34 protein-coding genes are annotated in these 25,377 nt (G+C 67.7%); 17 read left to right on the forward strand and 17 right to left on the reverse strand.

Translation table 11 applies throughout. The features are described 5' to 3' along the window. Window positions 1-154 precede the first annotated feature (154 nt). The 4 genes from ACFOJE_RS19620 to ACFOJE_RS19635 all read left to right on the forward strand — a co-directional run bounded on the left by ACFOJE_RS19620 (window position 155) and on the right by ACFOJE_RS19635 (window position 3,519). Window positions 155-328: a hypothetical protein gene (locus tag ACFOJE_RS19620; protein WP_377816586.1), complete on the forward strand. Its 174-nt coding sequence runs from the start codon at window positions 155-157 to the stop codon at window positions 326-328. Window positions 329-663: 335 nt separating this feature from the next. Then, the gene (locus tag ACFOJE_RS19625) at window positions 664-1,779 is read left to right on the forward strand and encodes a glycosyltransferase family 4 protein (RefSeq protein WP_377816587.1); all 1,116 of its coding nucleotides are present in this window, start codon (window positions 664-666) and stop codon (window positions 1,777-1,779) included. Further along, window positions 1,772-2,530, forward strand: coding sequence for a DUF2334 domain-containing protein (locus ACFOJE_RS19630; RefSeq protein ID WP_377816589.1), 759 nt, complete (start codon window positions 1,772-1,774; stop codon window positions 2,528-2,530). The genes ACFOJE_RS19625 and ACFOJE_RS19630 overlap by 8 nt, the downstream gene beginning before the upstream one ends. Further along, entirely contained in the window at window positions 2,527-3,519 is a 993-nt protein-coding gene (locus tag ACFOJE_RS19635; protein ID WP_377816592.1) for a lysylphosphatidylglycerol synthase transmembrane domain-containing protein, read from the forward strand. The genes ACFOJE_RS19630 and ACFOJE_RS19635 overlap by 4 nt, the downstream gene beginning before the upstream one ends. A gap of 64 nt (window positions 3,520-3,583) precedes the next feature. Here the strand turns inward: ACFOJE_RS19635 and ACFOJE_RS19640 are convergent, their stop codons facing one another. Then, complete coding sequence (locus tag ACFOJE_RS19640) at window positions 3,584-3,793, reverse strand: cold-shock protein (RefSeq protein ID WP_377816594.1); 210 nt, start codon at window positions 3,791-3,793, stop codon at window positions 3,584-3,586. A gap of 286 nt (window positions 3,794-4,079) precedes the next feature. Here ACFOJE_RS19640 and ACFOJE_RS19645 point away from each other — a divergent pair, with 286 nt between their 5' ends. Together ACFOJE_RS19645 and ACFOJE_RS19650 are read left to right on the forward strand one after the other, a co-directional pair. Continuing rightward, entirely contained in the window at window positions 4,080-4,325 is a 246-nt protein-coding gene (locus ACFOJE_RS19645) for a DUF2789 domain-containing protein (RefSeq protein ID WP_377816596.1), read from the forward strand. Window positions 4,326-4,387: 62 nt separating this feature from the next. After that, complete coding sequence (locus tag ACFOJE_RS19650; protein WP_377816598.1) at window positions 4,388-4,816, forward strand: universal stress protein; 429 nt, start codon at window positions 4,388-4,390, stop codon at window positions 4,814-4,816. Between the two features lie 13 nt (window positions 4,817-4,829). Here ACFOJE_RS19650 and ACFOJE_RS19655 read toward each other — a convergent pair whose 3' ends face one another. The 10 genes from ACFOJE_RS19655 to ACFOJE_RS19700 all read right to left on the reverse strand — a co-directional run bounded on the left by ACFOJE_RS19655 (window position 4,830) and on the right by ACFOJE_RS19700 (window position 11,296). After that, window positions 4,830-5,129, reverse strand: coding sequence for a VF_A0006 family four-cysteine protein (locus tag ACFOJE_RS19655; RefSeq protein ID WP_377816600.1), 300 nt, complete (start codon window positions 5,127-5,129; stop codon window positions 4,830-4,832). A gap of 34 nt (window positions 5,130-5,163) precedes the next feature. Continuing rightward, window positions 5,164-5,721, reverse strand: coding sequence for a magnesium transporter (locus ACFOJE_RS19660; RefSeq protein WP_377816601.1), 558 nt, complete (start codon window positions 5,719-5,721; stop codon window positions 5,164-5,166). A 203-nt stretch (window positions 5,722-5,924) separates the two neighbouring features. Then, window positions 5,925-6,269, reverse strand: coding sequence for a YajD family HNH nuclease (locus ACFOJE_RS19665; RefSeq protein WP_377816603.1), 345 nt, complete (start codon window positions 6,267-6,269; stop codon window positions 5,925-5,927). A gap of 118 nt (window positions 6,270-6,387) precedes the next feature. Further along, entirely contained in the window at window positions 6,388-6,681 is a 294-nt protein-coding gene (locus tag ACFOJE_RS19670; RefSeq protein ID WP_377816605.1) for a cyd operon YbgE family protein, read from the reverse strand. Next, on the reverse strand, window positions 6,671-6,787 hold the full coding sequence (gene cydX, locus ACFOJE_RS19675) for a cytochrome bd-I oxidase subunit CydX (protein ID WP_377816607.1): 117 nt from the start codon (window positions 6,785-6,787) through the stop codon (window positions 6,671-6,673). The genes ACFOJE_RS19670 and cydX overlap by 11 nt, the downstream gene beginning before the upstream one ends. A gap of 85 nt (window positions 6,788-6,872) precedes the next feature. Then, window positions 6,873-8,015 carry a cytochrome d ubiquinol oxidase subunit II gene (cydB, locus tag ACFOJE_RS19680; RefSeq protein ID WP_377816609.1) on the reverse strand — a complete coding sequence of 381 codons (1,143 nt, stop codon included), beginning with the start codon at window positions 8,013-8,015 and terminating at the stop codon, window positions 6,873-6,875. Between the two features lie 10 nt (window positions 8,016-8,025). Next, complete coding sequence (locus ACFOJE_RS19685; RefSeq protein WP_377816611.1) at window positions 8,026-9,636, reverse strand: cytochrome ubiquinol oxidase subunit I; 1,611 nt, start codon at window positions 9,634-9,636, stop codon at window positions 8,026-8,028. Continuing rightward, the gene (gene cydP, locus ACFOJE_RS19690; RefSeq protein ID WP_377816612.1) at window positions 9,633-9,791 is read right to left on the reverse strand and encodes a cytochrome oxidase putative small subunit CydP; all 159 of its coding nucleotides are present in this window, start codon (window positions 9,789-9,791) and stop codon (window positions 9,633-9,635) included. The genes ACFOJE_RS19685 and cydP overlap by 4 nt, the downstream gene beginning before the upstream one ends. A gap of 443 nt (window positions 9,792-10,234) precedes the next feature. Further along, window positions 10,235-10,783 carry a putative natural product biosynthesis protein gene (locus ACFOJE_RS19695; RefSeq protein ID WP_377816614.1) on the reverse strand — a complete coding sequence of 183 codons (549 nt, stop codon included), beginning with the start codon at window positions 10,781-10,783 and terminating at the stop codon, window positions 10,235-10,237. Between the two features lie 111 nt (window positions 10,784-10,894). Beyond that, on the reverse strand, window positions 10,895-11,296 hold the full coding sequence (locus tag ACFOJE_RS19700) for a DUF2946 domain-containing protein (RefSeq protein ID WP_377816616.1): 402 nt from the start codon (window positions 11,294-11,296) through the stop codon (window positions 10,895-10,897). A 210-nt stretch (window positions 11,297-11,506) separates the two neighbouring features. Between ACFOJE_RS19700 and atpD the strand changes: the two genes are divergently transcribed. The 9 genes from atpD to ACFOJE_RS19745 are packed head-to-tail and all read left to right on the forward strand — an operon-like array spanning window position 11,507 to window position 17,978. Continuing rightward, window positions 11,507-12,925, forward strand: coding sequence for a F0F1 ATP synthase subunit beta (gene atpD, locus ACFOJE_RS19705; RefSeq protein ID WP_377816618.1), 1,419 nt, complete (start codon window positions 11,507-11,509; stop codon window positions 12,923-12,925). Next, on the forward strand, window positions 12,922-13,359 hold the full coding sequence (locus ACFOJE_RS19710; RefSeq protein WP_377816620.1) for a F0F1 ATP synthase subunit epsilon: 438 nt from the start codon (window positions 12,922-12,924) through the stop codon (window positions 13,357-13,359). Before atpD ends, ACFOJE_RS19710 begins: the two co-directional genes overlap by 4 nt. Beyond that, window positions 13,359-13,643 carry an AtpZ/AtpI family protein gene (locus tag ACFOJE_RS19715; RefSeq protein ID WP_377816621.1) on the forward strand — a complete coding sequence of 95 codons (285 nt, stop codon included), beginning with the start codon at window positions 13,359-13,361 and terminating at the stop codon, window positions 13,641-13,643. The genes ACFOJE_RS19710 and ACFOJE_RS19715 overlap by 1 nt, the downstream gene beginning before the upstream one ends. Before the next feature lie 11 nt (window positions 13,644-13,654). Further along, a complete protein-coding gene (locus ACFOJE_RS19720) occupies window positions 13,655-13,924 on the forward strand; it encodes an N-ATPase subunit AtpR (RefSeq protein WP_377816623.1) in 270 nt (89 codons plus the stop codon). Further along, on the forward strand, window positions 13,921-14,610 hold the full coding sequence (locus tag ACFOJE_RS19725) for a F0F1 ATP synthase subunit A (protein ID WP_377816625.1): 690 nt from the start codon (window positions 13,921-13,923) through the stop codon (window positions 14,608-14,610). Before ACFOJE_RS19720 ends, ACFOJE_RS19725 begins: the two co-directional genes overlap by 4 nt. Window positions 14,611-14,614: 4 nt before the next feature. Further along, window positions 14,615-14,863, forward strand: coding sequence for a F0F1 ATP synthase subunit C (locus tag ACFOJE_RS19730; protein WP_377816626.1), 249 nt, complete (start codon window positions 14,615-14,617; stop codon window positions 14,861-14,863). A gap of 10 nt (window positions 14,864-14,873) precedes the next feature. Then, a complete protein-coding gene (locus tag ACFOJE_RS19735; protein ID WP_377816628.1) occupies window positions 14,874-15,623 on the forward strand; it encodes a F0F1 ATP synthase subunit B family protein in 750 nt (249 codons plus the stop codon). Further along, on the forward strand, window positions 15,604-17,136 hold the full coding sequence (locus ACFOJE_RS19740; RefSeq protein WP_377816630.1) for a F0F1 ATP synthase subunit alpha: 1,533 nt from the start codon (window positions 15,604-15,606) through the stop codon (window positions 17,134-17,136). The genes ACFOJE_RS19735 and ACFOJE_RS19740 overlap by 20 nt, the downstream gene beginning before the upstream one ends. Beyond that, a complete protein-coding gene (locus tag ACFOJE_RS19745) occupies window positions 17,133-17,978 on the forward strand; it encodes a F0F1 ATP synthase subunit gamma (protein WP_377816632.1) in 846 nt (281 codons plus the stop codon). Before ACFOJE_RS19740 ends, ACFOJE_RS19745 begins: the two co-directional genes overlap by 4 nt. Here the strand turns inward: ACFOJE_RS19745 and folE2 are convergent. Further along, window positions 17,950-18,876, reverse strand: coding sequence for a GTP cyclohydrolase FolE2 (folE2, locus tag ACFOJE_RS19750; RefSeq protein ID WP_377816634.1), 927 nt, complete (start codon window positions 18,874-18,876; stop codon window positions 17,950-17,952). The two genes, ACFOJE_RS19745 and folE2, sit on opposite strands and share 29 nt — an antisense overlap. Window positions 18,877-18,954: 78 nt before the next feature. Here folE2 and zigA point away from each other — a divergent pair, with 78 nt between their 5' ends. Next, window positions 18,955-20,157 carry a zinc metallochaperone GTPase ZigA gene (zigA, locus tag ACFOJE_RS19755; RefSeq protein ID WP_377816636.1) on the forward strand — a complete coding sequence of 401 codons (1,203 nt, stop codon included), beginning with the start codon at window positions 18,955-18,957 and terminating at the stop codon, window positions 20,155-20,157. Between the two features lie 12 nt (window positions 20,158-20,169). Here the strand turns inward: zigA and ACFOJE_RS19760 are convergent, their stop codons facing one another. From ACFOJE_RS19760 to ACFOJE_RS19780, 5 genes are all read right to left on the reverse strand, one after another. Continuing rightward, window positions 20,170-20,592, reverse strand: a complete 423-nt coding sequence (locus ACFOJE_RS19760; protein WP_377816638.1) for a group II truncated hemoglobin — start codon at window positions 20,590-20,592, stop codon at window positions 20,170-20,172. An 11-nt stretch (window positions 20,593-20,603) separates the two neighbouring features. Continuing rightward, a complete protein-coding gene (locus ACFOJE_RS19765) occupies window positions 20,604-21,035 on the reverse strand; it encodes a group II truncated hemoglobin (RefSeq protein WP_377816640.1) in 432 nt (143 codons plus the stop codon). Between the two features lie 116 nt (window positions 21,036-21,151). Then, window positions 21,152-21,946: an SIR2 family protein gene (locus tag ACFOJE_RS19770; RefSeq protein ID WP_377816642.1), complete on the reverse strand. Its 795-nt coding sequence runs from the start codon at window positions 21,944-21,946 to the stop codon at window positions 21,152-21,154. A gap of 6 nt (window positions 21,947-21,952) precedes the next feature. Continuing rightward, the gene (locus tag ACFOJE_RS19775) at window positions 21,953-22,498 is read right to left on the reverse strand and encodes a non-canonical purine NTP pyrophosphatase (protein ID WP_377816644.1); all 546 of its coding nucleotides are present in this window, start codon (window positions 22,496-22,498) and stop codon (window positions 21,953-21,955) included. 73 nt (window positions 22,499-22,571) lie between these two features. Beyond that, a complete protein-coding gene (locus ACFOJE_RS19780; protein ID WP_377816646.1) occupies window positions 22,572-24,275 on the reverse strand; it encodes an AAA family ATPase in 1,704 nt (567 codons plus the stop codon). 336 nt (window positions 24,276-24,611) lie between these two features. On the opposite strand from ACFOJE_RS19780, the gene ACFOJE_RS19785 reads away from it, so the two are divergent. Further along, window positions 24,612-25,340, forward strand: a complete 729-nt coding sequence (locus ACFOJE_RS19785; protein WP_377816648.1) for a DUF2076 domain-containing protein — start codon at window positions 24,612-24,614, stop codon at window positions 25,338-25,340. The last annotated feature ends 37 nt before the right edge of the window (window positions 25,341-25,377 follow it).

Consider the following 25,377-nt stretch of genomic DNA (forward strand, 5'->3'; position numbering starts at 1 on the left):
CGCTGCGATTCGCCGAGGCCGGTCGACCGGCCGAACCCCAGGGAAGCATGCAGATGTGTATGGCATGCATCTTGATTGGGAGAAAACCGAGGCGCGGCCACCTCCCTGGCCGTCATGCCACCCATCCATAGGGAAATGGAAAAGGAGACTCTCTATGAGCAAGCTCTTGATGCTGGGCATCCTCCGCGTTGTTGCCTTCGAAACCTTCCTGGCCGTCCTCCTGGCCTGCGTGCTGTTCTTCGCCGTACTCGGCCTGGCGCTGTTCGATTGGGTCCTGCCCCGGAAGAAGGCGCAGACCGCGGAAGGCGAGGTCTTCTACGACATATGACGAGCTGGCGAGGGCTCCCTTGCCACGTCTTCTGATTCCGTCACTCGACACTGGCGTCCGATTCGTGCCCGAAGTGGGGCAGGGCGCGGGCGTCGAGCGTCCGTCCCCGTAACGGTTGCGTCGCCCTGGGAAACTCCTGAGTGGCCCGGCCGGTCTACCTTTAGTCCCTTGCACGCGCCCGTCGGTCGACCGGGGTGTCCTGGCAGCAGGTACGGCAGCGGCTATCTTTGCAATAGCGCTGCGGTATCCGGTGGCGAAGCCGGCCGCGTTCGCAGCGATGGGGAACCATCGGGAGCCGTGCCCCCCAAAGGATTTCGGACGGAGGAACCTCCATCGTGCACATCGCCGATATGACCATGTTCTACACGCCGAGCAGCGGTGGCGTGCGTACCTATATCGAGGCCAAGCACCGACGGCTGCGCCTGTATTCCGGTATTCGGCACAGCGTCCTGATCCCCGGGGAGAGCCTGCGCGAGCAGGGCGAGATCTACGAGATTCCCGCGCCCCTCCTGCCGTTCGGCAAGGGCTACCGCTTTCCCCTGCGACGCCAGCCCTGGTGCCAGCAGCTGGAGCGCCTGCAGCCCGACCTGATCGAGGTCGGCGATCCGTACCTGACCGCCTGGGCCGCACTGGAGGCCGGCCGGCGGCTGGATATCCCGGTGATCGGCTTCTACCACTCGGATCTGCCCCTGCTGGCCAGAAAGCGCGTCGGCGAATGGTGCGGCGATCGGGTGAACCGCTACGTCGCCCGTCTCTACGGCCATTTCGACCGGGTGCTGGCGCCCAGCCGGGTGATGGCGGAGAAGCTGGTGCGGCTCGGTCTGCAGAACGTCTACGTGCAGCCGTTAGGGGTCGACCTGGAGATGTTCAAGCCGGAGCGGCGCGACCCCGAGCTGAAGCGCAAGCTCGGCCTGGACGAGTCGACCCGGCTGATGATCTTCGCCGGTCGCGGCTCGCGGGAAAAGAAGCTGAACATCCTGCTGGAGACCGCCCGCAGCCTCGGCCGCGGCTATCACCTGCTGCTGGTGGGGCCCGACATGCCGGAGCGGGTACCGGACAACGTCACGGTGATCAACCGCTACTGCCCGACCCCGGAGGTCGCCCGCTATCTGGCCAGCAGCGACGTGCTGCTGCATGCCGGCGACCAGGAGACCTTCGGCCTGGTGGTGTTGGAGGCCATGGCCTGCGGCATCCCGGTGGTCGCGGTGCGTGCCGGCGCGCTGGCCGAGATAGTGCCGTTCAGCGCCGGTCGCCTGTGCCGGCCGAACAATCCCAAGGCGATGGTCTCGACCGTGCGCGAGCTGTTCGCCAGCGATGCGGCGCGGCTGGGACGCCTGGCGCGCCTGCACGTCGAGTCCTATCACGCCTGGGACGCCGTGGTCGCCGGCCTGCTCGCCCACTATCACGCCGTGCTCGGTACGGTCGAGCTGCCGGTCGCCGTGCATGTCTAGTTTTCTACTGGTCCTGCATGACGTTGCGCCCGAAACCTGGAGCGATTATCGGCGCTTCGTCGAGGAGGTGGACGCGCTGGGACCGGTTCCGATCACCTGGCTGGTGGTGCCGGACTTCCACAGCCGCCAGCCGCTGGAAGCCCATTCGGGGTTGCGCCGGCGGCTGGAGGAGCGCTTGGCCCGCGGCGACGAGCTGGCGCTGCACGGCTACTTCCACCAGGACGACGGGGTGGCTCCGCGCACGCCCGGCGACTGGCTGATGCGCCGCATCTACACCCACGAGGGCGAGTTCTACCGGCTGGAGGAAGCTCCGGCGCGCCAGCGTCTGGAACGCGGTATGGGACTGTTCGAGCGCCTCGGCTGGCCGCTGCACGGCTTCGTCGCCCCGGCCTGGCTGATGAGCGACGGCACCCGCCGCGCCCTGCGCGACAGCGGGCTCAGCTACACCAGCGGCCTGCATCATCTCTACCGGCTGCCCGACTTCCAGGCCGTGGCTGCGCCTGGCCTGACCTGGAGCGCCCGCAGCGCCTGGCGGCGCGGCGTGTCGCGGCTGGTCTGCGCGGGAACCGCGGCGCTCCACCGCCAGGCGCCGGTGGTACGCCTCGGGCTGCACCCGGTGGACATGCGCCATGAGTTCTCCCGGGCCTACTGGCTGCGCCTGCTGCGGCGGATGCTGGAGGACGGACGGCGGCCGCTGACCAAGATCGACTGGTTGCGCCAGCAGGAGCAGGGCGCGAGCGCGACTGCATGAGCCGCAGTCTCTGGCTGCTGCTGAGCGCACTGCTGGTCGCCCTGCTGATTCCCCTGCTGTTCGGCGGCACCGGTCTGTGGCGGCAACTGCGCGACTTCCCGGCCGGCCTGCTGCTCGGCATGCTCGCCATGATCCTGCTCTGCTGGAACCTCAATGCCCTGCGTCTGCGCCTGCTGCTGCCGCGCCACCGGCTCGGCCAGAAACGGGCGCTGGGCATCGTCATGGCCACAGAGTTCGCCATCTGCGCCACTCCCGGCGGCGCCGGCGGGCCGCTGACCCTGATGGCGCTGCTGATGCGCAACGGCGTGGCGCCGGCGCAAGGGACCGCCACCTTCGCGGTGGATCAACTGGTCGATCTGCTGGTGTTCGCCTGCGCGCTGCTCGGCATCCTGGTCTACGGGCTGTCCCATGCGCTGAATCCGCATCTGGCGACGCTGCTCGGCGCCAGCGTGTCGCTGCTGGGCGGCGCTCTCGTGCTGCTGGTGCTGCTCGGGCGCTTTCACCGCCACATGTTCCGCTTCAACGGGCGCATCCTGCGCCGGCTGGGACTGAGCGCGCGCCGGCGCTTCAGCCTGGGGCGCAAGGTGATCCGCTTCCGCAATGCGCTGCGCCAGAGCCTGCGTCTGCCGCGGACCTTGTTGCTCGGGGTGTTCCTCATCAGCAGTGCGCACTGGGTCGTGCGCTACAGCGTGCTCTACCTCGCCCTGCGCGGGCTCGGTCGCGAGCTGGACTGGGCCTGGACCTTCCTGGTGCAGATGCTCGCCCTCAGCGCCGGGCAGATCAGCCTGCTGCCGGGCGGGGCGGGAAGCGCCGAGCTGGCTTCGGTGGCGCTGCTGGCGCCGCTGGTGGGCAAATCGACCGCCGCGGCGGGCATCCTGATCTGGCGGGCGGTGACCTACTACTTCTACCTGCTCGCCGGGGCGCCGGTGTTCCTGCACCTGGCCGGGCGACCGCTGCTCAGGCGGTTGGTGCGCTACCGACAGTCATGAGCTACCGGTCGCCGAAAACGAAGAACCGGCCACGAGGGCCGGTTCCGAGGGGACGTAGCGGCGATCAGATCACCTGCACTTCGTCCGCCTGCATGCCTTTCTGGCCTTTCACGGCCACGAAGGAGACCTTCTGGCCTTCCTTCAGGCTCTTGAAGCCGCCGGATTGGATGGAGCGATAGTGGACGAACAGATCGGCGCCGCTCTCGGGAGTGATGAAGCCGTAGCCTTTCTCATCGTTGAACCACTTGACGGTACCGTTTTGACGGTTGGACATGGATGACTCCTCGTACAAAGTTGGAAGCTGTGCCCGGTATGGACCAGGCGGTGACTGAGTGCAAAGAGTCAGGAAATCGAAACACGATCAAACGGCGATCAGCTAAAACGATTTGCGGTGGCACATGCAAACAGCCGACTCACCATACCTCTCCGGCGCCCGATCAACAATCCTTTCTTCGGGTACTTTTCACGATCGGTTATTCCGTTCCCGTGTCGTCGTCCGCCCGGCGGCGAATTTTCCGCTAAGGTTAAAGAAGGTTCCCACGCTGGCAGAGGAGGAGAACATGGAACTGCCCGTCCATAGCCTGACTTCCCTGTTCGATCAACTGGGCCTGCCGTCCGACTACGACAGCATCGAGGCCTTCATCGAGAGCCATTCTCCGCTTCCCAACGGCGTCAAGGTCTCCGAAGCCCCGTTCTGGACCCAGGCGCAGTCCACGCTCCTGCAGGACGAGCTGCAGAACAACGCCGACTGGGCGCCGCTGGTCGACGCGCTGAACGAGCGGCTGCACCAGTCCGCCGGCGCCTAAGGCTCCGGCTCCCGGGGCTTTCGCGACGGCTTCCCTTTCCACCGACTGGAAGGATGCGGCAGATGAAGAAGGTTCTGGTTCCCTTTGACGGTTCGGAAAGCGCCAAGCACGCCCTGCTGTACCTGGTCGACCTGGCCGAGGATATGCCCGGTCTCGAGGTACATCTGGTGAACGTGCAGGCACAGCCCATGCTCTACGGCGACTACATCACCGGGCCGACCCTGGAGACCCTGGTCGACGCGGCGCTCGAGCACGCCCGCAAGCTGAACGCCGGGGGCGCCGCCATTCTCCGCGCCCACAACATTCGCACCAGCACCCACGAGCTGCTCGGCGACACGGTGAGCGAGATCGCCAAGGCGGTGACCCAGTACGACTGCGATACCGTGGCCATGGGCACCCGCGGAATGAACAACCTGTCCAACCTGGTCATGGGCTCGGTGGCCACCCGCGTTGTGCATCAGGTGCCGGTGCCGGTGCTGCTGGTCAAGTGATGGCAGCGGACGATCATTCGAGATAGAGCTGGTTGCAGGCGCTGCGTATCTTCTGCACCGCGATGCTGTTCCTGACCCCCGGCAGGTTATCCAGCAGGCACTGGTAGTAGGCCTTTTCCCGGTCGAACAGGAAGCCCCCCTCGTTGTGCAGCTTGTTGCAGGCCTGGGCGATGAGCATGGCGGCCTGGTTCTCCTTGGCCTGCTTCTGGTACTGGAGGATGCAGCGGGAATACTCGTCCTCGCTGTCGGAGAAAGCCACCGCCCAGGTGCAGCAGAGCAGCAGGAGCAGGGCGAGCCAAGACCGCCGGCTCATGGGACGGCCGGGGCCGGCCCGCGGCACGCCGTTCTCAGATCGTCTTCTTGAAGCGATGCCATTTCTTCTCGCCGCTCATCACCCAGTGGGGCATGGCCTCGCCGGTGCCGGCTACTTCCAGCCGCGGGTGATGCCGGACGACCTGCTCCAGCACGCCTTCCTGGGCCGGCTCCACATCCACGAAGAACACATGCTTGCCCTGCTGCAGCTTTTCCTGCAGCGGACGGAACAGCCGGTTCCGGCTCTGGATGCCGAAGAAGCCGCCTTCCCAGGTGCAGAAACCGAAGACCACCAGGGCCAGGAAGACGAAGGGGACCCAGCCGGCGAAGCTGTCCGTCCAGCCGCTGAGATGGGCCACCACCAGGATCAGGACGGCCAGCGTCAGGCCGATGAACAGGCCTCTTCTGCCGGAGTTGACCACATCGGTCTTCATGAAGGATGGCACGCTGTGCAGGCGCTCGTGGTGGTCGAGCTCGGCGTCCCGCTCGCTCAACACGTGGATCTGCTCGGTGTCGATACCGCTGGCCTCCAGCTCCTGCTCGACCCGCTCCAGTTCGTTCAGATCGTCGCTGACGTAATAATGCCGATTCATCGCACACCTCCCGTTTCGTCGGATACCTACGTCCCGGAAAGAGATCGGCCCGACCGGGCCGGAGCCGCATGATCGGGTGCCATTCCTGAGTCTAGTACCGGTGGTTCGACGAGGGCGCGCAAGTCCGGCGACGCGGCGCTTTTCCGCCGGACGGGCTCTGCGCCCGGCGGGGCGTCCCGCCGGGCGCAGGCGCGGAGGAGGGTTCAGTCCTGCTTGTTCTTGAGCAGGTCGGCGAGGCCGGCCAAGGCCTTGAAGGTGGTCTTCGGCCCGAGATCGGCGCCGGGCCGGGGCGCGGTCTGGTACTGGGCGTCGGTGTAGCGGGAGTGCTCGTTGTCGTGGCAGTACAGGCAGAGCAGTTCCCAGTTGGAGCCGTCCTCGGGGTTGTTGTCGTGGTTGTGGTCCTTGTGGTGGACCGTCAACTCGCTGAGACGCTTGCCGGAGAACTCCCGCGCGCAGCGTCCGCAAACCCAGGGAAACATCTTCAGTGCCTTTTCCCGGTAGCCTTGTTCGCGCTGGCTATAGGGGACGTAGGGCTTGTTCGTGCTCATAAGACTGGCCTGTTCGGTGACTGTGATCGACTGGGAAACGCGGGCATCCCTCGCGAACGCCGCAGCCGATATGGGGCATCAGTTCGGCTGTCCGGTCAATAGGGCGAAGGCGGGCGGCTCAGTGCTGGGCCCGCCAGAGGATCGCATAGCCCAGGCCCATCATCAGCCAGCCGGCGAGGGGGTGGAAGACGCTGCGCCACAGGCGGCTGTAGGGAGTGAAGCCGACGCCGTGGATGAAGCCGCAGGAGATCCCCCACATCACCAGCGACAGCAGGCCGTGGCTGTAGTGGGCCTTGTCGTCGAGCATGGCGGCCGGGTGGATCAGCAGCAGCAGGGCCAGCGGCGCTGCCAGCAGCAGGGAGACAGCGCGGAAGGGTCCGCGCTGCAGCCAGGAACGGGGCTCAATCGTCACCCGCGGGCTCCTCGTCCAGGCGCTGGGTGGTCTCCAGCCAGAGGGCGTTGATGATGCCGAAGCTGCAGGCCAGCAGCACTCCGAGAATCCAGGCGAAATACCACATCGTGTTCTCCTTGCCCGCGCGGACGCGGGCGTCTGTATCGGGTCATGGGCGCGGGGGGAAGAGCCCCGCGCCGGTCAGGCTCGTTTCAGTACAGCCCGTGCGGGTTGGCTTCGATGGTCCTGTTGCTCAGCCGGCCCCACATGCGCACGTAGCACCACAGGGTGTAGGCGATGATCAGCGGCACGAAGACGCTGGCCACGCCGAGCATGATGCCCATGGTCTTGTGGCTGGACGCCGCGTCCCACAGGGTCAGGCTGGAAGCCGGGTCGAGGGTCGAGGGCATGACGAAGGGGAACAGGGCGAAGCCGGCGGTGCAAATGGTGCCGATGATGGCCAGGCTGGTGCCGAGGAAGGCCAGGCCGCCGCGGCCGATCTGGGCGCCGAACAGGGCCAGCAGGCCGCCGCCCAGGCCGACCAGCGGCGCGAGGCGGGTCAGCGGGTAGCGGCTGTAGTTGGCCAGCCAGCCGGCGTTGTCCAGCGCCACCTGCTTGTGCAGCGGGTTCAGCGCCGCGCCCAGATCGTCGAAGCCGCCGACCAGGCTGAAGCCCTGGATGCTGGTGGCCAGCCAGGCCCCGGCGCCGGCGAAGGCGCAGAGGAACACCAGCGAGCAGAGGCGGGTGGCCTGCCGCGAGCGTTCGAACAGGGCCGAGTCGGTGCGCAGCATCAGCCAGGAGCCGCCGTGGGCGCAGAGCATGCTCAGGCTGACCACGCCGGCGAGCAGGGCGAAGGGATGCAGCAGGGAGAAGAACGAGCCTTCGAAGGAGGCGCGCATCATCGGGTCGAGGCGCAGCGGCAGGCCGAGGAACAGGTTGCCGAAGGCGACGCCGAACAGCAGGGCCGGCAGCGCGCCGCCGGTGAACAGGGCCCAGTCCCAAGCGTTGCGCCAGGTCGGGTTCTCCAGCTTGCTGCGGTAGTCGAAGCCGACCGGGCGGCAGAACAGGCCGAAGAGCACCAAGAGCAGCGCCCAGTACAGGCCGGAGAAGGCCGCGGCGTAGACCATCGGCCAGGCGGCGAAGAGTGCGCCGCCGGCGGTGATGAACCAGACCTGGTTGCCGTCCCAGTGCGGGGCGATGGTGTTGATCGCGACGCGGCGCTCGTTGTCGGTCTTGCCGACGAAGGGCATCAGCGCCATGGCGCCCATGTCGAAGCCGTCGGTGAGGGCGAAGCCGATCAGCAGCACGCCGATCAGCACCCACCAGATGAGTTTCAGTGTTTCGTAATCGAACATGGCGTGTTCCTCATGCGTGGACCGGCGGGGTTTGCTTCTGCGCCGGGCGGGCGGACCGTTCGGCGGCCTTGGCGGCGAGCTCGAAGTGGTAGCGGCCGGTGTGCAGGCTGGACGGGCCGAGGCGGGCGAACTTGATCATCAGGTACAGCTCGACCACCAGCAGCAGGCTGTAGAAGCCGACCAGGGCGAGTATCGAGCCGATCAGGTCGCCGCTGGACAGGCTGGAGGCGGACAGATGGGTCGGCAGCACCTCGCCGATGGACCAGGGCTGACGGCCATGCTCGGCGACGTACCAGCCGGTCTGCACGGCGATCCACGGCAGCGGCAGGCTGAACAGGGCGAACTTCAGCAGCCACGGCTTGTACTCCTCGTTCCGGCGTGCCGAGGCCCAGAAGGCGCAGCCGAACAGGACCAGCATCAGGAAGCCCGAGGCGACCATGGCGCGGAAGCTCCAGAACAGGCTGAACACGTTGGGAATGGTGTCCAGCGCGGCGAGCTTGATCTGTTCTTCGGTGGCGTCGACCACGTTCGGGGTGTACTTCTTCAGCAGCAGGCCGTAACCGAGATCCTGCTTGAGCTCCTTGAAGGTCGCGATGTTTTCCGCGCTCTTGTCGCCGGCGCGCAGTTTTTCCAGCAGGGCGTAGGCCTGGATGCCGTGGCGGATGCGCTCCTCATGCTCGGCGACCAGGTCCTTGATGCCGGTCACCTGGGTATCCACCGAGCGGGTGGCGATGAGGCCCATCAGGTAGGGAATCTTCACCGCGTAGTCGGTGCGCTGCTCCTTCTGGTTGGGCAGGCCGAACAGGGTGAAGGCGGCCGGCGCCTCCTCGGTCTCCCACTCGGCTTCGATGGAAGCCAGCTTGGCCTTCTGCACGTCGCCGACCTCGTAGCCGGATTCGTCGCCGAGAATGATCGCCGAGAGGATCGAGGCCAGGCCGAAGGCCGCGGCGATGGCGAAGGAGCGGCGGGCGAAGCCCAGGTCGCGCTTCTTCAGCAGGTAGTAGCTGGAGATCGCCAGGACGAACACGGCGCCGGTGACGTAGCCGGCCGATACGGTGTGGACGAACTTGACCTGGGCCACCGGGTTGAACACCAGGGCGCCGAAGTCGACCAGCTCCATGCGCATGGTCTCGAAGTTGAATTCGGCGCCCACCGGGTTCTGCATCCAGCCGTTGGCGATCAGGATCCATAGCGCCGAGAGGTTCGAGCCCAGCGCCACCAGCCAGGTCACGATCAGGTGCTGGACCTTGGACAGGCGATCCCAGCCGAAGAAGAACATGCCGATGAAGGTGGATTCGAGGAAGAAGGCCATCATGCCCTCGATGGCCAGCGGCGCACCGAAGATGTCGCCGACATAGTGGGAGTAGTAGGCCCAGTTGGTACCGAACTCGAACTCCATGGTGATGCCGGTGGTGACGCCGAGGGCGAAGTTGATGCCGAACAGCTTGCCCCAGAACTTGACCATGTCCTTGTACACCTGTTTGCCGGTCATCACGTAGACCGACTCCATGATGGCCAGCAGGAAGGTCATGCCCAGGGTCAGGGGGACGAACAGGAAGTGGTACATCGCGGTCATGGCGAATTGCAGCCGCGAGAGATCGACGACGGTTTCCGAGATCATCTCGGTTTCTCCTCGTTCAAGGTCAAAGAATTCGGGGTTCCAAGCAGGTGGGCTCCGACCCGTTCGCTGCCGTCCAACGGTACGGTCGGTTCGCTGAACCAGACCATCTTGATGGCCAGCAGGATGACCAGCTTGAGCAGAAGAACGACGCCCATTTCCCGCACCAGCGGGATTCGCCAGGGTGATGGTGGAGTAGTGGATAGCGGCACGCAGACTTCTCCGTTATTGGCATCGGGGATCGGAGAGGCCGTCACTGCTGCAGGACGCGTCGCTGAGCGATCGATTCAGAGTCGATCGCGCGTACCGGGGAGTGAGCGTTCGCAGGCGACTATCATTCGGCGGCAGATATCGGCGAAATCGATCACAGGATTTTGGTTGTCGAAAAAAGGCCCCCCTCGCGGGGGACCGTTGAATACAGCAAGTGCTGATGGTGACTTGAACGGTTCGTGGAAACCTTAGCGTGCTCAAGACAGTGCCAGTTTCTGGCGCCGGTTCCCTGGCCGCCAGTGCGACAGGCTGACACAGGGAGGGCAGGCCCCCGCGCGCGCTCTGCCTTGGGCAGGGTTTTTCCGCGGGGGTGTGGCGGGCTGTCGCAGAATCAGACTCGCAACCAGCGTCGGAAGCCGCTTCCGGTGCGGGTGCCCAGCGGGCACCAGGCGAAATCCCAGGGGGAGGGCGGGAGTTCTTCCTGTTCGGCCGGTACCGGGTGGAGGAGGGGTTGCCCGCTGTTCTTCCAGTCGAAGATTGGCGTTGCCGATCCCTGCCAAGTGAGTACCACACCTACCGCCTGGCTGTCATCCGTGGCCACCCAGCGGGCGGCCGAGGCGATCATCAGGGCCTCGATGTGTTCTTCCTCGATCTCCTGGCGATAGTCGGACTCCAGCAGCCAGCGGCAGACCTGCAGGTGGAAGCTCCAGTTCAGCGTGATGTGCCGCCAGTAGGCCCAGGTCATGAACTCGCGGAAGATCCGCGTGCCGTCTGGCGGATCGAGCTTGAGCAGGGCCGGGCAGACGTCGAACAGGGTGTGCCAGTACGGCAGCAGCCGGGCGTCCAGGTGGACGAAGCTGCGGGCGTTGCCCGGGTAGTCGGGAAAGGGTTGGATGCCGGTGCGGGCGTCGGCAGGGCGAGCTTGTTTATCCATCGTCATGCAATCCGATAAGAGCCGTTCTTGACTCGACGCGGCCGGAGCGGCGCCGAGGGAGGATCTGTCCGAAGAGTTCTGGCAATCGCGCAAGAGCCCGTCGGGCGTGTCGATGCGTCAGATGGATAGTGCCGGAGAGGCCCTCGGGTTTAGGCTGGGCCAGGCGTAGCGGGGCGGGGACTTGGCCCGTCGCTCCGGCGGCAGGCGCACGGTGCCGATGCATCCACGCAGCAGCAGCCAGCCCAGGCAGAGCAGCAGGGCGATGTTCAGGGTGACCGGGTGGCATAAGGGACAGTTGATCGGCAGGTCCGGTGCGGCGGTGAGCAGGGCCGCCGGCGGGGGATCGTCGGTTCCGGCCGGGTTGTCGGCCAGGCAGAAGGCGCCCTTGCCGAGAAGCAGGCCGAGCCCCACGTGGGTCGCGTGGTTGAAGCTGCAAACGAGGGCGTTGACCAGCAGGCCGGCGCACAGCAGGTAGGCTATGTGCGAGCGATCAGTTCTGGCCGGTTTCGTGGTGCTCACCGACTCACGCTCCTGTCCAGACGGGCTTGACGGAATCTGCTGGCATTATGACCTAAATTAAAACTTGAGTGTGAAATGCTTGGCATCATTTCCGCACCGCGTTTGTCCGTCGTTTTCCGGGGGAAGCCCTCGGCATAGAGCCCTTGCGAGAGCCGACGGGCATTGGTCAGTATTCGCAAAGAGATTGCTCCCGCCGTACAAGGAGAAGGCATGTCCGCAGTTCTCGAAGGCCGAGTCGACGCCGTGCGCGGCGCGGTGATCGATGTGATCTTCATCGCCACCCTGCCGCCGATCGGCGATGCCCTGGCCATCCTGCGCGACGACAAGGCGCCGCTGCTCGCCGAGGTGCAGGCGCATCTCGACACCCGGCGGGTTCGCGCCATCGCCTTCGCCGAGACCGCCGGCCTGCCGCGCGGCGGCCTGGTGCGCGCGCTCGGCGGGCCGCTGACGGTGCCGGTGGGCGAGGCGGTGCTCGGCCGGCTGCTGAACGTCAGCGGCGAGATCGGCGACAAGGGCGCGGCCCTGCCCGCCGACGTGCCGCGCCGGCCAATCCACCGCGCGCCGCCGCCGCTGGCGGCGCAGAGCGTCAGCCGAGAGCTGTTCGCCACCGGCATCAAGGTCATCGACCTGCTGACCCCGCTCGGGCAGGGCGGCAAGGCCGCGATGTTCGGCGGCGCCGGGGTCGGCAAGACGGTGCTGGTGATGGAGCTGATCCACGCCATGGTCGAGCGCTATCGGGGTATCTCGGTGTTCGCCGGGGTCGGCGAGCGCTCCCGCGAGGGCCACGAGCTGCTCCTCGACATGCGCGGCTCCGGTGTGCTCGAGCACACCGTGCTGGTCTACGGGCAGATGAACGAGCCGCCCGGGGCGCGCTGGCGGGTGCCGCTGACCGCCCTGAGCATCGCCGAATACTTCCGCGACGAGCGCCGGCAGAACGTGCTGCTGCTGATGGACAACGTGTTCCGCTTCGTTCAGGCCGGCGCCGAGGTCTCGGGCCTGCTCGGCCGGCTGCCGTCGCGGGTCGGCTACCAGCCGACCCTGGCCGACGAGGTGGCGGCGTTGCAGGAGCGCATCGTCTCCCGCGACGGGGTGGCGGTGACCGCCATCGAGGCGGTCTACGTGCCCGCCGATGATTTCACCGATCCCGGGGTGACCGCTCTGGCCGCCCACGTCGACAGCATGGTGGTGCTGTCGCGGGCGATGGCTGCCCAGGGCATGTACCCCGCGGTCGATCCGATCGCCTCCTCGTCGCTCCAGCTCGATCCGCTGGTGGTCGGCGAGGCGCACGTCGCCGTGGCCACCGAGGTGCGCCGGGTCATCGAGCATTACCGAAGTCTGCAGGATGTGATCGCCCTGCTCGGCATCGAGGAGCTGGGCGTCGAGGACCGCCGCATCGTCGGCCGGGCTCGTCGCCTGCAGCGCTTCCTGACCCAGCCGTTCGCCGTCACCGAAGCCTTCACCGGCCTGCCGGGGCGCTCGGTGGCGCTGGCCGATACCCTGGCCGGCTGCCGGGCGATCCTCGCCGGCGAGTGCGACGACTGGCAGGAGAGCTCGCTGTACATGGTCGGCACCCTCGACGAGGCCCGCGCCAAGGAAGAGGCGGCCCGCCAGGCCGGGGGCCGGCCGTGAGCGCGCCCCTGCACCTGCTGATCGCCACGCCGCAGCAGATCCTCGTCGACTGCGCCGACGTGGTGTCCCTGCGCGGCGAGGACGCCAGCGGCGGCTTCGGCCTGCTGCCCGGCCACGTCGACTACCTCACCGTGCTCGAACCCACCGTGCTGCGCTGGCGCCGCGCCAGCGGCGAGCGGGGCTACTGTGCGGTGCGCGGCGGTGTGCTCAGCCTGAGCGGCGGCGAACTGCGCATCGCCTGCCGCGAGGGCATCGTCGGCGAACGTCTCGACGAGCTAGCCGCACGCGTCCAGGAGGCGCGCGAGGCGCAACGCGACAGCGCCCGCCGGGCGCGGGTTGAGCATCTGCGCCTGCATACCCGTGCGGTACGCCAGCTGGTGCGCTACCTGCGCGCCGAAGGCGAGACGCCGTTCAATCCCGAGGGAGAACCCTGATGCAACCGGACGAGAAGACCGACCGCAGCATGGACGCCGCCGCTCGCCGTGCACTGCGCCGGGAGGAGCAGGCGCGCACGGATCCGGAGCCGTCGCTGGGACGCCGGCTGGGGCAGATCGGCGTGCTCGGCTGGGCCATCGTGGTGCCGCTGCTGATCGGCCTGCTGCTCGGCCGCTGGCTCGATCGTCTGCTTGGCACCGGCGTGACGTTCTCCGCCGCGCTGCTGTTCCTCGGCGCCGCCGTCGGCCTGTGGTCGGCCTGGCGCTGGATGCACCGTCAATGAAGGAGTGATTGATGAATCCCGCTATCGCCGGACAACTCGCCGCCGGACTGTTGGTCGGCCTGCTCGCCGGCGTCTGGCATTTCGCCCTGCTGGCGCTGAACCTGCGCCTCTACACCGGGGGACGGGTCGCCGTCGGCCTGTGCCTGCAACTGCTGCGCCTGGGGCTGACCGTCGCTGCGCTGGCCAGCCTGATCCGCCTGGGGATCGGCGCCGTGCTGGCCGGCGCCCTGGGCCTGCTGCTGGCCCGGCAGTGGCTGGTGCGGCGGAGGGCGACGGCATGACCCATTCCCCCCTGGTCAGCGAGACCCTGTTCCAGCTCGGGCCGGTGCCGGTGAGCAAGGCGGTGGCGGTGACCTGGCTGCTGCTGGGACTGCTCGGCCTCGGCAGCTGGCTGCTGACCCGCCGTTTGAGCCTGCGCCCGTCGAAGTGGCAGAGCGTGCTGGAGCTGCTGGTCGAGACCCTCGACGGGCAGATCCGCGCCACCATGCAGGTCTCGCCGGAGCCGTACCGTGCCCTGATCGGCACGCTGTTCCTGTTCATCCTGGCAGCCAACTGGAGCGAGCTGATCCCCGGTATCGAGCCGCCCACCGCCCAGCTGGAGACCGACGCCGCGCTGGCGCTGATCGTGCTGGCCGCCTCCATCGGCTACGGCGTGGCGACCCGCGGCCCGATGGGCTACCTGCGCACCTTCGCCGAGCCGAGCTGGGTGATGATCCCGCTGAACATCGTCGAGCAGCTGACCCGCACCTTCTCGCTGATCGTGCGGCTGTTCGGCAACATCATGAGCGGCGTGTTCGTGCTGGGCATCGCCCTGTCGCTGGCCGGTCTCCTGGTGCCGATTCCCTTCATGGCGCTGGATCTGCTCACCGGGGCGATCCAGGCCTACATCTTCAGCGTGCTGGCGATGGTCTTCATCGGCGCTGCCGTGCAGGACGCCGCCCGCCCGCATTCCGAGAGCAAGGAGTAGTTGCATGGACAACCTGATCGAGATCGTCAGCATCATCGCCGCGGCCGTCGCCGTCAGCTTCGGCGCCATCGGCCCGGCCTTCGCCGAGGGGCGGGCGGTGGCCGCGGCTATGGACGCCATCGCGCGCCAGCCGGAAGCCGCCGGCAGCCTGTCGCGCACCCTGTTCGTCGGCCTGGCGATGATCGAGACCATGGCCATCTACTGTCTGGTGGTGGCGGTGCTGCTGCTGTTCGCCAACCCCTTCGTCCACTGAGCGAGGCCCCATGACCCTGGATTGGTGGAGCCTCGGCCTGCAGGCGATCAACGTAGTCATCCTCGTCTGGCTGCTGTCGCGCTTTCTCTTCAAGCCGGTGGCGAAGATCGTCGCCGAACGCCAGCAGGCCGCCGGCCGGCTGCTCGACGAAGCGGCGGCGGCCCGCGACGCCGCCGAAGCGCAGCGCGCTGCCGCCGAGGCCGAGCGCAACGAGCAGGCCAGCCAGCGGGCCGCCGGGCTGCAGGCGCTGGAGCAGGAAGTGGCGGCGATCCGCGCCCGTCTGCTCGAGCAGGCCGAGGCCGAAGTCGAAGAGCGGCGCGCCCGGGCGGAGCAGGCCCTGGCGGCGCAGCAGCGCAGTGCCCAGGCGCTCGCCGAGCAGCGCGCCACCCGGCTGGCCCTGGACGTCGCCGCGCGGCTTCTCGGGCGCTTGCCGGACAGCGTGCGCGTCGGTCCCTTCATCGACGGTCTGGCGACCGGCCTCGACCGCCTGCCGCCGGCCGTGCGCCAGGCTCTGGCCGCCGAGACCGGGCCCTTGACCCTGCTCGCGCCGCGGGCGCTGGCCGACGGGGAGCTGGAGGAGTGCCGCCGGGCGCTGGCCCGGGCGCTGGGCCGGGCTCCCGAGCTGAACCTGGCCGTCGAGCCGGGGCTGATCGCCGGCCTCGAGCTGGAAGGCGGCAGCGCCGTGGTGCGCAACAGCTTCCGCGCCGATCTGGCGCGCCTGAACATGGAGTTGAGCCAGCATGACGCCACCCCTGTCTGAAGCCGCCGCCGACGCCTGGCTGGAGCGCAGCCGCGAGGTGTTGGCGCGTACCGCGCTGGAGCCGGAAGCCGGCGAGATCGGCCGGGTCGAGCGGATCGCCGACGGCATCGCCCAGGTGTCCGGGCTGCCGGGCGTGTGCCTCAACGAACTGCTGCGCTTCGCCGACGGTAGCCTCGGCTTCGCCCTGACCCTGGACAGCGAACGCATCGGCGTGGTGCTGCTCGACGACGGCAGCGGCATCGCCGCCGGCTCCGAGGTGCGCAGGACCGGCGAAGTGATGCGGGTCCCGGTCGGCCCCGGCCTTCTCGGCCGGGTGGTCGACGCCCTCGGCCGGCCGCTGGACCGCGACGAGCCGGTGGCGGCCGAGAGCTGGCTGCCGATCGAGCGACCGGCACCGGCGATCATCGAGCGCGACCTGGTCAGCGAGCCGGTGGCCACCGGCGTGCTGATCGTCGATGCGCTGTTCGCCATCGGCCGCGGCCAGCGCGAGCTGATCATCGGCGACCGGGCCACCGGCAAGACCTCGCTGGCGCTCGATGCCATCGTCAACCAGAAGCATTCCGAGCTGATCTGCGTCTACGTCGCGGTCGGCCAGCGGGCCAGCGCCGTGCAGCAGGCGATCGAGGCGGTACGCCAGCACGGCGCTGCCGAGCGCTGCGTGTTCGTCGTCGCCCCCGCGGCGTCGGCTCCCGGCCTGCAATGGGCGGCGCCCTTCGCCGGCTTCAGCATCGCCGAGTATTTCCGCGACCGCGGCCAGCACGCGCTGATCGTCATCGACGACCTGACCAAGCACGCCGCCACCCACCGCGAACTGGCGCTGCTGACCCACGAACCGCCGGGGCGCGAGGCCTATCCCGGCGACATCTTCTACCTGCACGCCCGGTTGCTGGAACGCGCCGCCAAGCTGGCGCCGGAACTGGGCGGCGGCTCGCTGACCGCCCTGCCGATCGCCCAGACCGAGGCCGGCAACCTGGCGTCCTACATTCCCACCAACCTGATCTCCATCACCGATGGGCAGATCGTCCTCGACAGCCACCTGGCCGCCTCCAACCAGCACCCGGCTGTGGACGTCGGCCTGTCGGTCAGCCGGGTCGGCGGCAAGGCCCAGCCGCGCGCGCTGCGCGAGGTGTCCGGGCGGGTGCGGCTGGACTATTCGCAGTTCCTCGAACTGGAGATGTTCACCCGCTTCGGCGGCCTCGGCGACAGCCGGGTGCGCCAGCAGATCGTCCGCGGCGAACGCAGCCGCGCGCTGCTCGCCCAGCCGCGTTACGCCGCCCTGCGCCTGGTCGATCAGGTGGCGCTGCTGGCGGCGCTCGCCGCCGGGGTGTTCGATGCCCATCCGCCGCAGCTGCTGGCGGCGCTGCGTCCCCGCTTGGCCGCCTGGCTCGACGCCCGGGCGGCGGAAGCGGTGCGCCGCCTGGAGCAGGGCGGGGTACTGGACGAAGCCGGCCGCGCCGGCCTGGTCGAGCAGGTCACCGAGCTCTGCGCCGACCTGGCGGAAGCCAAGGCATGAGCGGCCGCCTCGGCGAGGTCGCCGCTCACCTGGGGACCACATGCGAGCTGGGCGTGGTGGTTTCCGCCATGCGCAGCATCGCCGCGGCCCGCTCGCTGGAAGCCAGGCAGCGGCTGGGCGGCGTGCGCGCCTATGCCGCGACCCTGGGAACTGCCATCGGCGAAGCCCTGGCCCTGCTGCCCGAGCCGCAGCGCCCCGCCGGAACGGGCGACGGCGCCGGTCAGCGCCTGGTTCTGGCGCTGTGCGCCGAGCAGGGCTTCGCCGGCGGCTACAACGAACGGGTGCTGGAAGTGGCGGCGCACGAGCTCGACGGGGCGGCTGCGGGACTGCTGCTGGTCGGCGAGCGCGGCGAGATGACCGCCGCGCAGCGCGGGCTGAAGCCGGAGTGGACTGCGCCCATGATGGTGCATCTCGACGAGGTCCAGGCCCTGGCCGGAAGCATCGCCGAGGCGCTCTACGCCCGTCTGGACGGCGGCCGCCTGACGCGGGTGACGGTGGTGCACATGCTGCCGGGCGAGGCCGGGCGCCAGGAGGTGGTGGCCCGGCCGCTGCTGCCGTTCGACTATTCGCGCTTCCCGGTGGCGCAGCGCAGCCAGCCGCCGCTGATCAGTCTGGCGCCGGCGCAACTGATCGCCGGCCTGGCCGAGGAGTACGTCTACGCCGAACTGTGCGAGGCGCTGGTGCTGGCCTTCGCCGCGGAGAACGAGGCGCGCATGCAGGCCATGGTGGTCGCCCAGGGCAACATCGAGCAGCGCCGCGGCGAACTGCAGGCCGAGTACCGCCGGGTGCGCCAGGACGAGATCACCGACGAGATCATCGAGCTGTCGGGGGCCCGCCTCTAGCCGCCGCGGACTCCCGCTGCCACCCGCTTTGCGCTACCGCGTCGTGGGCGTGCAGGCTCTCGGCGTGCACCACCCGCAGGTGGAAGGCGTCCAGTCCCGGTTGGTCCATCAGAGCGACGTGCAGGCGGCGGGCCGCGTCCTCGCAGAACATCAGATTTTGCCCGTTGGCCAGGGCGAAGGCCTGCTCGTCGGCGCGCTTGACCGCGGTCTGCAGGGCGGTGCCCAGGGCTGCTTCGGCGCGCTCGATCAGCTCGGCCAGGGGCAGCTGATCGCTATCGGCTGCCAGGCGCACCCGCAGCCGGGCGCTGCTGCGCTGGCTGTGCGGCGTGGCGAGGATGCCCCGGGTGCTGCCCAGCCAGGCGAGGACGTCCTCCGACTCCAGGGGGTTGCCGGCGAAGTCCTCGCTAAAGCGCTGCTGAATCAGCTGCCGCGCCAGCGCCGCCGAACAGGGACAGGTGGACGAGTAGCCGATCTCCACTTCCAGCTCCAGTCGCAGGCCTTCGGCGTCCAGTTGGCCGTGCACGACGAAGGGATAGGCCTTCCAGCCGCTCAGGGGGCTGACCAGCGCCGGCCGCTGCAGCAGCGCCTCGCCGCGCAGCTCCAGGCTGGCACGGCGGGACAGCCCGCGCTGGCTGGCGAGGAATTCCTCCAGCACGCCCCGCAGCAGCGCCGGCGTCAATTCCTCCGTTTCCAACCGGTGCAGTGCCAGATACAGGCGCGACATGTGGATGCCGCGCGCCTCGGCGGCGTCCAGGCTGACCCCGGCGCCGACGCGGGCGGCAATGCTCCGGCCGTGCAGCCGAATCGGCAGGGCGATGCCGTCCATGCCGACCCAGTCTAGCGGCAGGTCGAGAGGTGGGCTTTGCGTGGCGATATCCGGCAGGGGCGAGACGGGCATGGGGCATCCGGCGATTGGGCGGTTAAAATGTTATGTTATAACTATTGCATGTGTGCCACTGTCCAGTCGAGGTCTCCGATGAACCAGCGTCTTCCCGTCACCGTCCTCTCCGGCTTCCTCGGAGCCGGCAAGAGCACGCTGCTCAACCACGTGCTGAAGAACCGTGCCGGCCTGCGCGTCGCGGTGATCGTCAACGACATGAGCGAAATCAACATCGACGGCAGTCAGGTCCGGCGCGATGTCAGCCTCAACCGCGCCGAGGAGAAGCTGGTGGAGATGAGCAACGGCTGCATCTGCTGCACCCTGCGCGAGGATCTGCTGGAGGAGGTCGCCCGGCTGGCCCGCGAGGGTCGCTTCGACTACCTGCTGATCGAATCCACCGGCATCGCCGAGCCGCTGCCGGTGGCCGAGACCTTCACCTTCCGCGACGAGTGGGGCCAGAGCCTGTCCGACCTGGCGCGCCTGGACACCCTGGTCACCGTGGTCGACGGGGTGAACTTCCTGCGCGATTTTCACGAGGCCGACTCCCTGGCCAGTCGCGGCGAAAGCCTGGGCGAGGACGACGAGCGCTCGATCACCGACCTGCTGATCGACCAGGTGGAGTTCGCCGACGTGATCCTGCTCAGCAAGATCGACCTGATCTCCACGGCCGAGCGCGAGGAGTTGCTGGCGATCCTCGCCCGCTTCAATCCCCAGGCTGAGGTGCTGTCGATGGTCATGGGCCGGGTGCCGCTGGCGAAGATCCTCGACACCGGCCGCTTCGACTTCGAGCGCGCCGCCCAGGCGCCGGGCTGGCTCAAGGCGCTGCGCGGCGAGCAGGTGCCGGAAACCGAGGAGTACGGCATCGCCTCCACGGCCTACCGCGCGCGCCGGCCGTTTCATCCGCGGCGCTTCTTCGACTTCCTCGACCGGGAGTGGAGCAACGGCCGCCTGCTGCGCTCCAAGGGCTGGTTCTGGCTGGCCAGCCGCATCGAGGATGCGGGCAGTTGGTCGCAGGCCGGCGGCCTGATGCGCTACGGTTACGCCGGCAACTGGTGGCGCTTCGTGCCGCAGGAGCACTGGCCGCAGGACGAGGAGAGCCGGCAGGCGATTCGCTGCCATTGGAGCGGGGAGTACGGCGATTGCCGCCAGGAGCTGGTGTTCATCGGCCAGAACATCGACTTCGCGCGCCTGGAGGCCGAACTCGACGCCTGCCTGCTGACGGATGCCGAGATGGCGCTGGGCGAGGAGGGCTGGCGCGCCCTGGCCGATCCCTTCGACGCCTGGGGCGCGGCAGCCTGAGCCTCCCGCGCCCTACCGGTCGGCCTGTTGCTGCGGGTTGGCCTGCACGATACGCAGGGCCGGCACGCACAACTGCGCCAGGAGGTAGTCGGCGAACGCCTTGGAATAGGGTTGGCGGGCGATGGCCTGATCCATGCAGGCGAGCCATTCGCGGCTTTCCCGCTCGCCGATGCTCCAGCTGCGGTGGAACAGCGGCACGCTGATCGAGCCGTACTTCTCCGCGTAGTACCGCGGCCCGCCGAGCCAGCCGCAGAGGAAGCTGGCCAGGCGCTCGCGGGACTCGGCCAGATCCTGCGGATAGAGGCAGCGGACGTTGGGCGCCACGTCGGATTCGTCCATGATCCGGTAGAAATCGTCCACCAGACGCTCAATGCCGGGTTTGCCGCCGGCGGCACGGAAGGAGGCGTCACCGACGCCGAATACGGGTTCGGACATCCGCTGGGAACCTATTGGTCGTGATTGCAGGAGCTCGAGCAGGCAGCGGCCGGCTCGGCATCGGACGAGTCGCGGTTGCGGATGGCGTTGGCGATCCGCTGCATCGGCGGCTCGATCATGGCCTTCACTTCCTCGCTGGCGCCGACGTCTTCCAGTGCCTTGTCCATGCACAGCAGCCACTGGTCGCGCTCTTTCGGGCCGATGGCGAAGGGGCTGTGCGGGCCGCTCATGCACATGGTGCCGTATTTGATCGCGTACAGGTGCGGGCCGCCCAGCCAGCCGGAGAGGTACTCGAACAGCTTCTGGCGGATCGGCGCGGTGTCCTCGGCATGCATGGCGCGGATGTCCGCGGCTTCCGGCAGGCGCTCCAGGTTGTCGTAGAAGGCGTTGCACAGGCGGCGCACGCCTTCTTCGCCGCCGAGCAGTTGGTAGGGGGTGCTCATGGAATGGCTCCTGATTTCTGCAAGGCGCCTACTATTGCCGCTGACGCGGCGGGAGGCGTTGAGCTGGGTCATGCCCGCGGGCGCGACGGCCGTCCGCCGGTCCGTTCGGCGCGCCCTCAGCCTTCGACCAGCGCCTTGAGGAAGTTCTTCAGCGCCAGGCCAGGCTCGTCGTCGTCCTCCGAATAGAGCATGCGGATGCCCCACTGGCTGAGGATTTCCTCCTGCACCGGGTTGGGCTTGTGGGTGAACACGTAGGAGATTGGTCGCACGCCGAGGGTCTCGTGCTTGCGCCAGATCTTCGACAGCTTGTGGAACAGAAGGCGGATGTTGGTATCCGAGAGGCTGTAGCCGATGAACAGCACCGCCTTGCTCAGGGTGTCGGCGCGCAGCTTGATGTCCAGCGGCGTCTCGAACTGCAGACGCTCGTAGTAGCTGGTCTCGTCCATCACCAGCGAGGCGTCGTCGTCGAAATCGCCATGGAACTTGACGATCTGGCGCACCCCGTCGCGGGCCTTGGCCAGGTCGCTGGCGTTGGCGATCTTGACGTAGTCGACCTGGTAGGCGTCGTGGGCGTTCTCCAGCCAGCGGTCGTAGTTGGTGGTGTAGATGGCGGGAAAGCGGCCGTGAACGATCAGGCGGTGGATCTCCGAGTCGCGGATGTCGATGTCCTTGTGCCACTCGCGGTCCATCCAGCTGCGCAGCGGGCCGATGTTGCCCTTCCTGATCCGGTAGTACTCGGCCAGGGAGAGGAAGTTGCCGTAGGTGTCGAAGACGTCCGGGTCGTAGTCGAGCTGCAGGGCGATCTCTTCGATCAGCTGGCGCCACGGCGGCAGGCCGATGTTGGCGGAGACTCCCGAGCCGACGAAGAGGATCAGGCGTTTCTGGCGGTAGGCCTCCATGAGCTTTTCCATGACCGTCTAGTGCTCCCGCAGGAAGCTGGCGAAGGCCTCCAGGGCCTGGCGTCGCATGGTCAGCCGCTGCTCGTCTTCCAGCTCGGCGCAGGTGCCCTCGCAGCCTTCGGGAATGAACACCCGCTCCCACTGCAGCTCGCTGTCGCCGCCCGGCTGCGAGGCGATGCGGCCGGCGACGCTGCCCTCGAAGAAGTACTTCTTGCGCCCGTCGCAGTAGCCGATCAGGGTCCTGGCCTCGGCCGTCGGGTCGTCCAGCTTGCCGATCAGCTCGACGAAGCGTTCCGCCGGCAGTTGGTCGAGAACGGTGCGCGTCAGCCCGCCGGGAAAGCCGTTCAGGCTGTTCACCAGCAGGCCGGTGTGCTCGACGAACACCGGCTTGCCGATCAGCTTGAAGGCCGCGAGCAGCTTGTCGCTGACCAGCCGCTGCATGTCCTGGGTCTGTAGCTCCTCGACCGCGAGCTTGCAGGGCAGGATCTCCACGCCGCTGGGCGCGAGGAGCCGGCGCACCTCGCGCAGTTCTTCTTCATCCTCGCTGAGAAACCTGATCTTCATGGCGTTCGCCGGCTGCTTGTCGGGGTATCCGATAAGACGGCCGCAGGCCGGCGAGGTTCTGATGGAACCACCGTCAGCCGGATTCGCCCATGTCCATGCCGCGGAAGATGCTGCAGCGCTCGAACACCGCCAGGGTCGGCGCCACCGCCTTGTGGTGGCAATACTTGGCCACCAGCTTGGCCAGCCCCTTGATGTCGCGCCCGCTGGCCGCGGGGAAGAGCTCGGCCAGCCGCTCGACCAGACCGGGTTCGAGAGCGAGGCCGAACTGCTCGGTCATCACCGCCCAGATCCGCCGGCGATCCTCCAGCCCGGGCGGGTGGTACTTGATCAGGGCGATGCAGCGGGAGATCACCGCCTCGTCGATGTCGTCGACCCGGTTGGTGGTGAGGAACAGCAGCCCGTTGAAGTACTCCAGCACGCGCAGGAACACCCCGACCACAGCGTTGGCGGTGATGTTGTCGTCGCGGCGCTTGATGTACACGTCGGCCTCGTCGATCAGCATCACCGCGCCCCAGCGCTGGGCACGGGTCAGGGTGTCTTTGAGGGTCTTCTCCATCTCCGCGACGCTCAGGCCCAACTGCCCGGAATGCACGCGGTACAGCGGGCGCTTGATGATCTCCGAATAGACCTCGGCGGTGAGGGTCTTGCCGACCCCGGGCGGGCCGGCGCAGAGCACCGTGGTGCCGCCGGACTTGCCCTCGACGATGTCGTCCATCAGCAGGTCCATCTCGGCGGTGAGGATGTCGATCAGGTCGGTCTGCTCCGGCGGCAGGATCAGCTTGTCCTTGAGCTCCGGCTGGTAGACGTAGGGCTGCATGTCGTCCACGTGGACCCACAGGTGGTGGTGCAGCTCCAGGTGGAACATCAGGATGTAGCCATGCACCGGCAGCTCGGCGAACAGGCCCTCGGGGATGTCGGCCCGGAGCGATTCGGCGGCTTTCTCCACCTTCTCGTCGTACTTCATGCTGCGCCCGGCCTTGCGCAGGTACTTGCCGAGCACGTCGCCGGTGGCGTCGTGCACCAGGGCGCGATCCTTGATGATCTCCTCGTCGTTGACCAGGCGCGCGCTGCCGCCCGAGGAGGACAGCACCACCACGTCCTTGCGCGCCCAGTCGGTATGGCGATGGGTGGCGCTCGGGTCCTCGGCGAAGATGCCGGTGCCCCTGGCCGAGAACTGCCGGCCGTAGTCCGAGCGCCATTCGAAAAAGCGCCGGCTGGAGCGATCGTAGGCGGCGATCAGCTCGGCGGTTTCCTTGAGGAAGCCCTTGGCCAGGAAGATCTCGGCGATGGTCTTGCCGTGGATGTCCCGCTCGAGAATGGTGAGGGTCTGGGAGACGATCCGAGCCATGGAGTTGGCTTTCAGGTCGATCAGGATGCGCCCGGTTTCCTCTTCCCCCGGCGGGGTGAAGTCGATGCGCGACACTAGGTAGGCGATCGGCTTGCCCGCGGCGTTGACGCGGAACAGCCAGCCGCGGATCGCGCCGCGGAGCAGGAATTCGGCCACGGAAGGCACCAGGCGCTCCAGATCGCCCTCGCCGAAGCGTTCGCCGCCGTCATGCAGTGCCCGCCCGAGGGTGGCCAGCTGAGCGGCGCGGACTTCCATGGCCGGGCCGGAGGCGACATACAGCCCGTGCAGATGCTCCAGTTGCGCCGTTGTCAGACGATCTAATACAACTTCGGCGCGGTTGCCGAACTTCAATTGCTGTTTCAGCGCCGACAACTCGGGAAAGGCATCGGCCAATGCCTCCACATATGTTCGCTCGATAAGAAGTTTCATGCCGCGGCAGCCTCTCGTTCGTTGAGTCCGTCAACAAGCAAGGCATATGCCGCAAGGATAACTCGTTGATTTAGCGATGAAAGATAGGCAAGCCTGTATCGTTCGGCACAAGCTGGAACGCATCGGTGTCGGGTAGGGAACAAGCCTCGAGCGTCATCCCGTCTGCATGCTTTTATTACCCATTGTTACTTTCTCTCGAATATTCATTTGTAGAAAATTTTTGTAATAGGCGCGTTTTGACGGAGGAAAATGGCGGCATTAGTCTTGCGACCAGATATGACGCAATGGCCACGCCCGGCGATCTGAATTTTTGGCAACCTCATCAAGAGATGAACCATGCAATCTGAAGAACAGAAGCTGATCGATGGACTCTTTTCGCGACTGCGCGACGTTGAAGGCCAATCCGCACCCCGCGATGCGCAGGCCGAGTCGCTGATCAAGGAATACGTCTCCCGGCAGCCGGCTGCTCCCTACTACATGGCCCAGGCGATCCTCGTGCAGGAGAACGCCCTCAAGCAGCTCGATGCCCGCGTCAAGGAACTGGAAGCGCAGATCGAGGAGCTGAAGCAGAAGCAGAGTGCCGCACCTCAGCAGAGCAGCGGCGGCTTCCTCTCCGGCCTGTTCGGCGGCGGGCGCAGCGAGCCCCAGCAGCCCGCGCGTCAGCCGGTCAGTACTCAGCAACCGGCGCGGGCCGGTGGCTGGCAGGAGCCGGGCGTGCCCGGTCGTGGCGGTTTCGGCCAGCAGCCGGGCTTCGGCCAGCAGCCCGCCTATGGCCAGCAACCGGGCTTCGGCCAGCGCGCCGCCTCCGGTGCCGGCGGCTTCATGTCCGGTGCATTGCAGACCGCGGCCGGCGTAGCCGGCGGCATGGTGCTGGGCAACATGCTGATGAACATGTTCGACGGCAACGACGAGCACGTGGCGAGCGCGCCGGCCGAGGAGCACGCCGCGCCGGAAGAGCACTTCGCCCAGGACGAGAGCTATGCCGACAACGGCTACGACTCCGGCGATGACGGCAGCTTCTTCGGCGGCGACGATTTCGGCGGCGACGACGATAGCTTCATCTGACCCTCGGGCCGCCTCCGCCGGACGGAGGCGGTCGACC

The organism is Azotobacter bryophylli (assembly GCF_042643485.1).
In the GTDB taxonomy this organism is placed as follows: Bacteria; Pseudomonadota; Gammaproteobacteria; order Pseudomonadales; family Pseudomonadaceae; genus Azotobacter; species Azotobacter bryophylli.